Annotated in this window: 11 protein-coding genes; 10 read left to right on the plus strand and 1 reads right to left on the minus strand. The window is 68.9% G+C overall.

Annotated features, from left to right (window positions below; genetic code table 11):
• From nuoH to AB0K15_RS03320, 9 genes are all read left to right on the plus strand, one after another.
• Entirely contained in the window at nucleotides 1-1,329 is a 1,329-nt protein-coding gene (gene nuoH / locus AB0K15_RS03280; RefSeq protein WP_364045376.1) for an NADH-quinone oxidoreductase subunit NuoH, read from the plus strand.
• Nucleotides 1,316-1,858 carry an NADH-quinone oxidoreductase subunit NuoI gene (gene nuoI, locus AB0K15_RS03285; RefSeq protein ID WP_364045037.1) on the plus strand — a complete coding sequence of 181 codons (543 nt, stop codon included), beginning with the start codon at nucleotides 1,316-1,318 and terminating at the stop codon, nucleotides 1,856-1,858. Before nuoH ends, nuoI begins: the two co-directional genes overlap by 14 nt.
• Nucleotides 1,855-2,730 carry an NADH-quinone oxidoreductase subunit J gene (locus AB0K15_RS03290; protein WP_364045040.1) on the plus strand — a complete coding sequence of 292 codons (876 nt, stop codon included), beginning with the start codon at nucleotides 1,855-1,857 and terminating at the stop codon, nucleotides 2,728-2,730. Before nuoI ends, AB0K15_RS03290 begins: the two co-directional genes overlap by 4 nt.
• Nucleotides 2,727-3,026 (plus strand): NADH-quinone oxidoreductase subunit NuoK, encoded by a 300-nt coding sequence (nuoK, locus tag AB0K15_RS03295; protein ID WP_360597685.1) that lies wholly within the window; start codon nucleotides 2,727-2,729, stop codon nucleotides 3,024-3,026. The genes AB0K15_RS03290 and nuoK overlap by 4 nt, the downstream gene beginning before the upstream one ends.
• 10 nt (nucleotides 3,027-3,036) lie before the next feature.
• Nucleotides 3,037-4,944 (plus strand): NADH-quinone oxidoreductase subunit L, encoded by a 1,908-nt coding sequence (gene nuoL / locus AB0K15_RS03300; RefSeq protein WP_364045043.1) that lies wholly within the window; start codon nucleotides 3,037-3,039, stop codon nucleotides 4,942-4,944.
• 1 nt (nucleotide 4,945) lies between these two features.
• A complete protein-coding gene (locus AB0K15_RS03305) occupies nucleotides 4,946-6,496 on the plus strand; it encodes an NADH-quinone oxidoreductase subunit M (protein WP_364045046.1) in 1,551 nt (516 codons plus the stop codon).
• 18 nt (nucleotides 6,497-6,514) lie between these two features.
• A complete protein-coding gene (gene nuoN / locus AB0K15_RS03310) occupies nucleotides 6,515-8,089 on the plus strand; it encodes an NADH-quinone oxidoreductase subunit NuoN (RefSeq protein WP_364045377.1) in 1,575 nt (524 codons plus the stop codon).
• A 75-nt stretch (nucleotides 8,090-8,164) separates the two neighbouring features.
• Nucleotides 8,165-9,244 carry an AAA family ATPase gene (locus tag AB0K15_RS03315; RefSeq protein ID WP_364045049.1) on the plus strand — a complete coding sequence of 360 codons (1,080 nt, stop codon included), beginning with the start codon at nucleotides 8,165-8,167 and terminating at the stop codon, nucleotides 9,242-9,244.
• The gene (locus AB0K15_RS03320; protein ID WP_364045052.1) at nucleotides 9,241-9,951 is read left to right on the plus strand and encodes an HNH endonuclease; all 711 of its coding nucleotides are present in this window, start codon (nucleotides 9,241-9,243) and stop codon (nucleotides 9,949-9,951) included. The genes AB0K15_RS03315 and AB0K15_RS03320 overlap by 4 nt, the downstream gene beginning before the upstream one ends.
• A gap of 22 nt (nucleotides 9,952-9,973) precedes the next feature.
• Here AB0K15_RS03320 and AB0K15_RS03325 read toward each other — a convergent pair whose 3' ends face one another.
• On the minus strand, nucleotides 9,974-10,582 hold the full coding sequence (locus AB0K15_RS03325) for a hypothetical protein (protein ID WP_364045055.1): 609 nt from the start codon (nucleotides 10,580-10,582) through the stop codon (nucleotides 9,974-9,976).
• Between the two features lie 441 nt (nucleotides 10,583-11,023).
• Between AB0K15_RS03325 and AB0K15_RS03330 the strand changes: the two genes are divergently transcribed.
• Nucleotides 11,024-12,073, plus strand: a complete 1,050-nt coding sequence (locus tag AB0K15_RS03330) for a polyprenyl synthetase family protein (protein WP_364045379.1) — start codon at nucleotides 11,024-11,026, stop codon at nucleotides 12,071-12,073.
• Nucleotides 12,074-12,075 lie beyond the last annotated feature (2 nt).

Here is a 12,075-nt window from a genome sequence, read left to right on the forward strand (position 1 = left end):
ATGCCGTTCCTGGCGCAGGTGCCGGATGCCGCAGAACGCGCTCGCCTGCTCGCGGACGACCCGTGGTGGCTGGTCCTGTTCAAGGCGGTCATCATCCTGCTGATCGGCCCGATCCTCACGATCTTCCTGATCGTGTGGGAGCGCAAGGCGGTCGGCCGGATGCAGAACCGGCCGGGCCCGAACCGCGTCGGTCCCAACGGATACCTGCAGTCGCTGGCCGACGCGATCAAGCTCCCGTTCAAGGAGCAGATCATCCCGGACACGGCCGACCGCAAGGTGTACTTCCTCGCACCGGTGCTGGCCGCGGTCCCCGCGCTGATCGCGCTGTCGGCCATCCCGTTCGGCCCGGTCGTCTCGATCTTCGGCCAGACGACCACGCTGCAGCTGGTCGACCTGCCGGTCGGCGTGCTGGTGATCCTCGCGTGCTCGTCGATCGGCGTGTACGGCATCGTGCTCGCCGGCTGGTCCTCGGGCTCGCCGTACCCGCTGCTCGGCGGGCTCCGCTCGGCCGCGCAGGTGATCTCCTACGAGATCGCGATGGGTCTCTCGATCGTCGCGGTGATCCTCTACTCCGGGTCGCTGCAGACGTCCGAGATCGTCGAGGCGCAGGCCCACGGCTGGTACTTCTACATGCTCATCCCGAGCTTCGTGATCTACCTGATCTCGATGGTCGGCGAGACGAACCGCGCGCCGTTCGACCTCCCGGAGGCCGAGTCGGAGCTGGTCGGCGGCTTCCACACCGAGTACAGCTCGATGAAGTTCGCCATGTTCTTCCTCGCCGAATACGTGAACATGGTGATCGTCTCGGCGTTCTGCACCACGCTGTTCCTCGGCGGCTGGCGATTCCCGTTCGTCGGCGACGACTCGCCGCTGAACCAGAACTGGTGGCCGATGCTCTGGTTCTTCGTGAAGCTGTTCGTGCTGCTGTTCTGCTTCATCTGGCTGCGCGGCACGCTGCCGCGGCTGCGGTACGACCAGTTCATGCGCCTGGGCTGGAAGGTCCTGGTGCCGATCAACCTGGTCTGGATCCTCGTGGTCGTCGCGATCAAGACCATCCAGTGGAGCTGGCCGCAGATCCTCGTCGGCGTCGGCATCGTGCTGGTGGTGCTCGTGCTGATCAGCCTGGCGGTGCCGAACAAGAAGCTGCCGGAAGGCGACTACGTCGACCTCACGGGCGGCGGGTTCCCCGTGCCCCCGCTGGACCTGAAGGTCCCCGAGAGCACTCCGCGCCAGAAGGCGCTGGCCAAGGCGGAGGCGAGGGCGGCCCGGCGCAAGCCGGCGGCCGTCGGCACCGCAGCACAGGAAGGGGCAGAAGATGGCGGCAACTGACTTCCTGAATCCCATCAAGGGTTTCGGCGTCACCTTCGCGATGATGTTCAAGAAGGTCGCCACCGAGGAGTACCCGGAGGCCGGTGCCCCGGCCGCGCCGCGGTATCACGGCCGCCACCAGCTCAACCGCCACCCGGACGGGCTCGAGAAGTGCGTCGGCTGCGAGCTGTGCGCCTGGGCCTGCCCGGCCGACGCGATCTTCGTCGAGGGCGGCAACAACACCGAGGAGGAGCGCTACTCCCCGGGTGAGCGGTACGGCGCGGACTACCAGATCAACTACCTGCGCTGCATCGGCTGCGGGTTGTGCATCGAGGCCTGCCCCACGCGGTCCCTGACGATGATCAACTTCTACGAGCTCGCCGACGACGACCGCCAGCGGCTCATCTACACCAAGGAAGACCTGCTCGCCCCGCTGCTGCCCGGCATGGAGCAGCCGCCGCACCCGATGCGCCTTGGCGACAACGAGCAGGACTACTACGTCAACGGCCCCGAGCTGGCCAAGGCGCAGCAGCAGGAGGCCAAGCAATGATCACGGCCCTTCTGGCGCAGGCGCCGCCCCCCGCGTCGACCTCGGTGTCGGTGGGCGAGGCGATCGCGTTCTGGATCCTCGGCCCGCTCGCGCTGCTCGGCGCGCTCGGGATGATCTTCTCGCGCAACGCCGTGCACTCGGCCCTGTGGCTGGTGCTCACGATGCTGAGCCTGGGCGCGCTCTACATGACGCAGTCGGCGCCGTTCCTCGGGTTCACGCAGATCATCGTCTACACCGGCGCGATCATGATGCTGTTCCTCTTCGTGCTGATGCTGGTCGGCCGCGAGAGCTCCGACTCCGTGGTCGAGGTGCTGCGCGGACAGCGGCTGGCCGCGACGGTCCTCGGCATCGGGCTCGCCGCGCTGATCTCCGCCGGCGTCTTCCGCTCGCTGGTGAACGTGACCCCGGCCCCGACGCTCGACCCGTACGCCGCCAACGGCGGTGGCGCGGGCGGCCTCGGGCGGATCATCTTCACGCAGTACCTCTTCCCGTTCGAGCTCACGTCGGCGCTGCTCATCACCGCCGCACTCGGCGCGATGGTGCTGGCGTTCACCGACCGCCACAAGAAGGGCGGCAAGCTCCCGCAGCGCGAGCTCGTGAAGCTGCGCTTCCGCGGCGAGCACGACCGCCCGTCGCCGCTGCCCGGCCCGGGTGTGTTCGCCACGGCCAACTCGGTCGCGGTGCCGGCCCTGCTGCCCGACGGTTCGATCGCGCCGGAGTCGCTCTCGGCGATCATCGAGTCCACCTCGGCGCTGCAGCTCATGCGCGAGCGCAAGCTCATCGCCGACGAGGGCCCGAAGCCCGACGCCCACGCGCTGGTCGGTGGCGACAGCGTTGCCGCGGGCACTGACGAAGAAGGGGAAGGAAAGTGACCCCGAGCTACTACCTGCTGTTGTCGGCGTTGCTGTTTTCCATCGGCGCCGTGGGCGTCCTGGTCCGCCGCAACGCGATCGTCGTGTTCATGTGCGTCGAGCTGATGCTCAACGCGGTGAACCTCAGCCTGGTCACGTTCGCCCGCATCAACGGCGGGCTCGACGGTCAGGTGATGGCGTTCTTCGTGATGGTGGTGGCCGCCGCCGAAGTCGTGGTCGGCCTGGCGATCATCATGTCGATCTTCCGCACCCGGCGCTCGGCCTCGGTCGACGACACCAACCTGCTGAAGTACTGAGAGGGCTAGTGTGACCGCATCATCGTGGCTGCTGGTGGCCCTTCCGGCCCTCGGAGCCCTGATCCTCCTGCTCGCCGGGAAACGGGCGAAGGCCTGGGGGCACCTGCTCGGCACCGCCACCGTCGTCCTGGCTTTCGTCTACGCCGTGATCCTCTTCTTCTCGACGGCGGGCAACGCGACCGAGAACGTCAACCTGTACTCGTGGATCCCCGCGGGTCAGCTGCAGGTGGACTTCGGGCTGCGCATCGACGCGCTGTCGCTGACGTTCGTCCTGCTGATCACCGGCGTCGGCATGCTGATCCACTTCTACTCGATCGGCTACATGGCCGACGACGAGGGCCGGTACCGCTTCTTCGCGTACCTGAACCTCTTCGTCGCCTCGATGCTGATCCTGGTGCTGGGCAACAGCTTCGTGACGCTGTACCTCGGCTGGGAAGGCGTGGGTCTCGCGTCCTACCTGCTCATCGGCTGGTACCAGAACCGCCCGTCCGCGGCCACCGCCGCGAAGAAGGCGTTCCTGATGAACCGCGTCGGTGACGTCGGGCTCGCGCTGGCGATCTTCCTGATGTTCAAGTACACGGGCTCCACCGGCTACACCCAGGTCTTCGACGGCCTGACCAACGGCCAGATCCCGCCGGCCGCGATCACCGCGATCGCGATCCTGCTGCTGCTGGGCGCCTGCGGTAAGTCGGGCCAGTTCCCGCTGCAGGCCTGGTTGCCCGACGCGATGGAGGGCCCGACCCCGGTCTCGGCCCTGATCCACGCGGCAACGATGGTCACCGCCGGCGTCTACCTGGTCGCCCGTTCCAACGTGATCTTCTCCGCGACGCCGGACGGCCGGCTGGTGGTCACGCTCGTCGGCGCGGTCACGCTGCTGATCGGGTGCATCGTCGGCTGTGCCTACGACGACATCAAGAAGGTGCTCGCCTACTCCACCGTCAGCCAGATCGGTTACATGATGCTGGCGGTCGGCCTCGGGCCGGGCATCTACGCGCTGGGCATCATGCACCTCGTGGCCCACGGCTTCTTCAAGGCCGGGCTCTTCCTCGGGGCCGGTTCGGTCATGCACGGCATGAACGACGAGGTCGACATGCGCAAGTTCGGCGGCCTGGCCAAGAAGATGCCGATCACCTTCGTCACCTTCGGCCTCGGTTACCTCGCGCTGATCGGTTTCCCGTTCCTCGCGGGCTACTACACGAAGGACGCGATCATCGAGGCGGCGTTCGGCCAGGAAGGCTGGCGCGGCTGGGTCTTCGGCCTCGCGGGCATCATCGGCGCCGGGCTCACCGCGTTCTACATGACGCGCCTGATGATGATGACCTTCTTCGGCAAGTCGCGCTGGAAGGAGATCAAGAGCTCCGACGGCCGCGACTTCCACCCGCACGAGTCCAAGCCGATCATGTGGATCCCGATGGCGATCCTGGCGATCGGCTCGGTCGGCTCCGGTGCGTTCTTCGCCATCGGCGACCGGTTCGAAAACTGGCTGGCCCCGACCGTCGGCGCGTACCACGAAGCCGAGCACGCCCCGATCTCCGCCGCCGCGATCCCGTGGCTGACCCTCGCGCTCGCCCTGATCGGCGCACTGCTCGCGGTCTGGATCTTCCGGCCCGGCCGGGACATCCCGGTCGAGCGTCCGCAGCGCGTCTCCTGGGTCGTCCGGGCGGCTCGCAACGACCTGTACGGCAACGCCCTCAACGAGACGCTGGTCGCCCGCCCGGGCACCTGGCTCGCGCGGGCGCTGGTGTACGTCGACAACCGCGGGGTCGACGGGGCGGTCAACGGCCTCGCCGCGGCCCTCGGCGGCGGGTCCGGCCGGCTCAGGCGGCTGCAGACCGGTTTCGTCCGGTCGTACGCGCTGTCCATGCTCGGCGGCACGTTCCTGCTTCTGGCGGCCCTTCTGCTGGTGAGGTTCTCCTGACATGACTTGGCTCCTGGCGCTCATCCTGCTGCCGCTGGTCGGCTCGCTGGTGCTGGCGTTCCTCAAGGGGAACGACCGGGCCGCGATCGCGACCGCGCTCGTCGTGTCCATTGTGGAGTTCCTGCTGATCATCCCGTTCTGGGCGAGCTACTCGCCTTCGGGAGCGCGGATCCAGCAGGCCACCTCGATGGACTGGATCCCCACCTTCGGCATCCACATCTCGTTCGGCACCGACGGCATCTCGCTGATCATGATCGCGGTGATCGCCCTGCTCGTGCCGATCGTCGTGGGCGCGCTCGGGCTCACCGACAAGCTCCCGGCCGGCCGCAGCGCCGGCGGGTTCCTGTCGCTGATCCTGCTGCAGGAGGCGATCACGATCGGCGTCTTCGCGGCGACCGACGTGTTCCTCTTCTACGTGCTGTTCGAGATCATGCTGATCCCGATGTACTTCCTGATCGGCGGCTACGGCGGCGCGAACCGGCAGTACGCGGCCGTGAAGTTCTTCCTCTACTCGTTCCTCGGCGGCCTGATCATGCTGGCCTCGGCGATCGGCGCGTACTCGCTGGCGTCGGACAAGCTGGGCCACGGCACGTTCGACTGGGCCACGCTGGTCACGGTCGTGCGCGACGCGCCGACGGGCACGCAGATCTGGCTCTTCCTCGGCTTCTTCCTCGCGTTCGCGATCAAGGCGCCACTGGTGCCGTTCCACACGTGGCTCCCGGATGCCGCGGGACAGGCCCCGATCGGCGTCGCGGTGCTGCTGGTGGGTGTGCTGGACAAGGTCGGCACGTTCGGCTTCCTGCGCTACTGCCTGCCGATGTTCCCCGAGGCGAGCAAGGCGCTGGCGCCACTGGTGCTGGTGCTCTCGGTGATCGGCGTGATCTACGGTTCGATCCTCGCGGCCGGGCAGTCGGACATGAAGCGGTTCATCGCCTACGTCTCGATCGCCCACTTCGGCTTCATCTCGCTGGGCATCTTCGCTTTCAACGAGCAGGCGATGATCGGCTCCGTGTCGTACATGCTGAACCACAGCCTCTCGACCGGGATGCTCATCGTCGTGGTCGGCCTGATCGTGATGCGCGGCGGGTCCACGCGGATCTCCGACTACGGCGGCATGGCGAAGGTGACCCCGCTGCTCGGCGGGATGCTGCTGATCGCCGGTCTGTCCGCGCTGTCGCTGCCGGGCACCAACTCGTTCGTGAGCGAGTTCCTCGTGCTCATCGGCTCGTTCGTGACCCAGCCGGTGTACACGATCATCGCGACGGTCGGCATGGTGCTCGCCGCGGCGTACGTGCTGTGGCTCTACCAGCGGATCATGCAGGGCCCGGTGCGCGGTGACGCGCTCATCGGCGTGGGCGGCGGCCCGGGCACGGCGATCGCGCCGGAGCTCGGGGCCAAGAAGGCCATCAAGGACCTCGGCGGGCGGGAGATCGCGATCCTGGCCCCGATGGTCATCCTGATCATCGGCCTGGGTTTCTACCCCAAGCCGGTGCTCGACACGATCACCCCGTCGGTGCAGGCGACGCTGTCTGCCGTGCAGGGAGGCAAGTAAACCGTGCTCGACAGTCTCATTGAGCCTGTTCTCTCCCAGGCTCCGTCGACCCAGGTGGCGACACCTTCGGTCGACTACGCGGCCGTGCTGCCGTTGCTGATCATCTTCGGCGTCGCGTGCGTCAGCGTGCTGGTGGAGGCGTTCGCGCCGAAGGCCTCCCGCTGGCACGCGCAGGTCTTCGTGACCGTGATCGCGATCCTCGCGTCCGGGGTCTCGCTGATCATGTACGCCACCAAGACGGCGCCGAAGGCGGGCGTGACCACGTTCGCCGGTGCGATCTCGGTGGACCAGCCGTCGTTGTTCCTCTGGGGCACGCTCCTCCTGCTGGGGCTCGGCGCGGTGTTCCTCATCGCCGACCGCAAGGTGGAGCCCGGCGGCGCGTTCGTGGCGCAGGCCGCGATCAGCCCCGGCACCGTGCAGGACCGGGCGCAGGCGGTCGGGACGGTGACGTCGCAGACCGAGGTCTTCCCGCTCACGCTCTTCGCGCTCGGCGGCATGATGGCCTTCACCGCGGCCAACGACCTGCTGACGATGTTCATCGCGCTCGAGGTGCTGAGCCTCCCGCTGTACCTCATGTGCGGTCTGGCCCGGCGGCGCCGGCTCATCTCGCAGGAGTCGGCGGTCAAGTACTTCCTGCTCGGCGCGTTCTCCTCGGCGTTCTTCCTCTACGGCCTCGCATTGCTCTACGGCTACGCGAACTCCGTGAAGCTCGCCGACATCGCCAACGCCGCGGCCGGCTCGGACCGCTCCGACACGCTGCTGTTCGCGGGCCTCGGCCTGCTGGTGGTCGGTCTGCTGTTCAAGGGCTCGGTCGGCCCGTTCCACACCTGGACGCCGGACGTCTACCAGGGCGCGCCGACTCCGGTCACGGGCTTCATGGCGGCGTGCACGAAGGTCGCCGCGTTCGGCGCCATCCTGCGCGTGCTGTCGGTCGCGTTCTCTTCCACGAGCTGGGAGTGGCGCGGGGTGCTGTGGGCCGTGGCGATCATCTCGATGGCGATCGGCGCGATCCTCGGCCTCACGCAGACCGACGTGAAGCGCATGATCGCGTACTCCTCGATCGCCCACGCGGGCTTCCTGCTCGTCGGCGCGATCGCGATGACCGAGGACGGCCTGTCGAGCACGCTGTTCTACCTGCTGGCCTACGGCTTCACCACGCTGGCGGCGTTCGGCGTGATCAGCTTGGTGCGCGATGCCGGCGGTGAGGCCACACACCTGTCGGCGTGGGCGGGGCTGGCGAAACGCTCGCCGGTGCTGGCCGGGGTGTTCACGTTCCTGCTGCTGGCGTTGGCCGGCATCCCGCTGACCAGCGGGTTCGTCGGCAAGTTCGTGGTGTTCTCCGCGGCGTTGTCCGACGGCATGGCGCCGCTGGTGGTCGTCGCGCTGGTGTTCAGCGCGGTGGCCGCGTTCTTCTACCTGCGGGTGATCGTGCTGATGTACTTCTCCGAGCCGGCGGCCGACGGCCCGACCGTCGCCATCCCTGGCGGCTTCACCACGGCGGCCATCACGCTCGGCGTGGTGGTGACGCTGGTGCTGGGCCTGGTGCCGTCGTTCGCCCTGTCCTGGGCGAGCTCGGGTGGTTTCGCTTCGTAGGTTGTGCTTCGCGAGGAGGCCGCCACGGATTTCCGTGGCGGCCTTCTGCTTGTCCGGGCCGATAAGCTTTTGAATATGCACATCGAGCGGGTGCGGATCACGGACGTCCTGGGGTTCCGCGGTGCCCGCACGGTGGACCTGAAGCTGCCGGGGCCGGGCTGGACCGTGCTGGCCGGGCGCAACGGGTCGGGCAAGACGACGTTCCTGCGGGCGCTGGCGCAGGCCCTTGTGCAGCCGCCGTTCGCCGAGGGCCTGGTCGACGAGGGCAGCTCGATCGACGTCGACGTGGTGGGCGAGGGGCCCGCGTTCTGCGCCGGCTACGGCCCGTTCCGGCGGCTGGCCGGGGGTGCGCCGGAGGCGCAGTCGCTGATGCGCGGGGAGTTCGCGCGCGTGGCGAGCCTGTTCAGCGAAGACGCTTCGCTGGCCGAGGGAGTGGCGTGGCTGATCAACCAGCACCTGCGCGCGCTGGAGGGCAAGGCGGGCGCGCGGGAGCTGAAGGACTCCGTGCTCGCGCTGCTGGGCGACGGGCTGCTGCCCGACGGCTACCGCGTGCACGACGTCGACTCCGACGGCCTGTGGGTCTCCTACCGCGGCGACCGGTTCCCGCTGCGCGAGATGAGCGACGGGTACCGGACGGTCACGGCGCTGGTCGTCGACCTGGTGCGGCAGCTGGCGGACGCGGGCCTGGGCATCGACGCGTCCGGCGTGGTGCTGATCGACGAGGTCGACGCGCACCTGCACGTGTCGTGGCAGAAACGCATCGGGCCGTGGCTGAAGGCGCACTTCCCGCGGATCCAGTTCGTGGTGAGCACGCACAGCCCGTATGTGTGCCAGGCCGCCGATCCCGGTGGCTTGATCCGGCTGCCGGGGCCGGACGAGCAGGAGCCACCGCGCGTGGTGTCGGACGAGCTGTACCAGCGCGTGGTCTACGGCAGTGGCGACGACGCCGTCCTGTCGGACCTGTTCGGGCTCGACAGCCCGTACTCGCCGCGGGCCGTGGAGCTGCGTGAGCACCTCGCCGAGCTGGAGCTGCTCGTGGCCACGGGCCAGGCGGACGCCAACGGCGTGCGCGAGTGGGAGCAGCTGCGCGACCGCCTGAGCAGCTCACCGCCCAGCCGTGTCGACGACGTCACGCGCCACTTCGACGAACGGTGATCGCGCTGCGCCGGGTGGCGCTGCCGGCCGCGGTCGCTCTCGAGCTCGCGCGGCTCACCTCGCGGATTACTTCCGGTGACAGCAAAACCGCGCGTCGCTTGTGGACTTCCGCGCGGGGCGCCCGCCGCTCGATCCGCACGCACCTGGCCGCGATGGCCTCGGGCCGCGGCTACTGCATGTACTGCGGTGACGGGCTGGGGTCCACTGTGGACCACTTCGAACCGGTCGCGCGGGCCCCGCGCCGCGTGTTCGACTGGCTCAACCACCTGCTGGCGTGCGAGTACTGCAACAGCCACCACAAGCGCGACCGGTTCCCGGTGGACGTCTCCGGACAGCCGTTGCTGATCGACCCGACGGCCGAGGACCCGCTGGACCACCTGTTCCTGGTGCTGTCCATCGGCACCTATCGCGCGCTGACCGACAAGGGCCGCGCGACGATCGAGGTCTGCGGCCTCAACCGCCCCCTGCTGGAACGCGGGCGCGCAGCGGCCGTGGACCAGGTGGCCGCTCTGGTGTTCCACTGGCGGAACGGCGACGCCGACACCCGCCGCCGCGCCATCTGGACCCTGCGCGACCAGCCGCACGCCGACGTCCTGCACGCCATGCTCCGCCAGGCGTTGTTGCCGGGCGCGCCCCGCATTTTCTCGGACGCCTCTCTGCTCGACCTGCTCCGCGACGCCGACCTGCGCGCTGAACTGCTGGCTTAGCGCCGCGGAGCCGAGGCCGAAATTACGGCGTGGGGGAGCAGGCCGTGCGACCGACGGTGACCGACCCTGTGATGCCCGAAGCAGGCAGGAAGTCGATGCGCAGCATGGTCAAGCTGATGCTGCCGTCGCCGGGGAGAGTCTGGGTGTTGAACACCGCGTTGGCCAGCACGGTGCCCCCGGCCTTCGTGATGGGCTTCGTGTAGCCCGCCGGCACGGGGGAGGGCAGGCCGGTGATGCCGGCCAGGCCGCTGAACGTCCAGTTGGCGCTCGTCTGGCGCTGTACGGCGTCGCACGTGACGGTGTAGCTCGACAGCCGGATGCGCGGGCCGCCGGCGCTGACGAGCGCCGACAGTTCGAAGTTCTTGCCGGTGGCCGTGGACTTGGTGCTGGTGGTGTCGTTGTCGGGGTCGACCACCGTCGTCGTGCAGGACGACGTGCCGCCGCCCCAGCTCAGGCCCGTCTTGCTCAGCAAGCCCGCCGACGCGCTCGTCGGCCCCTCCACCGCGCACGGCGCCAGCGACGGCACGGTCACCGTGGTCGAGCCCTTCGTGAAGCTCGCCTCGCCGAGGTCGGCCACCCCCGCCGGCGTGTCCGCCCACGCCGGCGCACCCGCGAGCACGCTCCCGGCCACCAGCAACGCACCGACGAGCCCTGCCCGCCTGACGTTCGTGTTACCGATCCGGCCAAATGTAGGTCGACCCCGGCGCGGCAGGTAACCGCTGCTACGAAGCCATTCGGCCGTGACTGTGGCCGGATTGGTAACGATCGGCACAGTACGCATGCTTTTCCTCCTCCTGCTGCCGGGGAGCTTGTCGGGACCGGCGGCTCTCCCACTGAGTGAATATCCGCGCGCCCGTTTCGCCCGTTGCGCTGCCGGGCGTTGATCACTCGTCCGTGCTGGAGGATCAACCCGTTCGGGGTCCGGCCTTGACTTCTGGGACCGGGTTGCCCTCCGGTGTCATGTTCGTCACCGTTTCCCCTGGACAGCGGGTAAACGGCGTACCAGGGGTAGCCACTACTCTGAAAGCCGGATAACCCGACCGGCGCATGAGAGAGCGGAGCCGACGTGTCTGTGTCTTCACCACCCCCGGGGGCGGGAGCCGCCGCTGCACGGGATGGCGCTGTCGAGGACCTGCGCGCGACCGTCGGGCTGCAGATCGAGGACGAGAAGCTGCTGAGGGCGATCGCCGGCGGGCTGGCGGACGTCGAGGCGATGCTGCGGGACGTCGTGAAGAGCGATGTGCAGGCAGTGCACGACGCGGCGTTGCACCTGGTCGAGGCGGGGGGCAAACGTTTTCGTCCCCTGTTCACGCTGCTGTCGGCGCAGTTCGGGCCCCGCCAGGGTGACCACGTGCTCATCGCGGCCGCCGCGGTGGAGCTGGTGCACCTGGCGACGCTGTACCACGACGACGTGATGGACGAGGCGACCATGCGGCGCGGCGCGGAGAGCGTCAACGCGCGCTGGGACAACACCGTCGCGATCCTGACCGGCGACTTCCTCTTCGCCCACGCCTCGCGCCTGGTCGCCGACCTGGGGACGGACGCGGCGCGCATCATCGCCGAGACGTTCGGCGAGCTCGTGACCGGCCAGATGCGCGAGACGGTCGGCCCCGGCCCCGGTGACGACCCCGTGGAGCACTACCTCACCGTCATCGCGCAGAAGACCGGCTCGCTGATCGCGACGTCCGGGCGCTTCGGCGGCATGATGTCCGGCGCTCCCGAGGAGTACATCCAGGCGCTGCGCCGGTTCGGCGAGATCATCGGCACGGCGTTCCAGATCTCCGACGACATCATCGACATCGCGTCGCCGTCCGACGAGCTGGGCAAGGCGCAGGGCACCGACCTGCGCGAAGGCGTGCGCACGCTGCCCATGCTCTACGCGCTGGCCGACCCGGACACCGACCCGCGGCTCGTGGAGCTGCTGGCGGGCCCGATCGCCGAGGACGAGGTGGTCGCGGAGGCGCTGGAGCTGCTGCGCCGCTCCAGCGGACTCGAACGCGCGCGCGTCACCCTTTCCGACTACGCTTCGCGAGCACGTGCCGAGCTCGCAGCGCTGCCCGCTTCCCCTGCGCGAGACGCTTGCGAGTCGGTGGCCGACTACCTGGTCGCGCGGACGCATTAAAA

It is taken from the genome of Amycolatopsis sp. NPDC049253 (genome assembly GCF_040678995.1).
Classification (GTDB): Bacteria; Actinomycetota; Actinomycetes; order Mycobacteriales; family Pseudonocardiaceae; genus Amycolatopsis.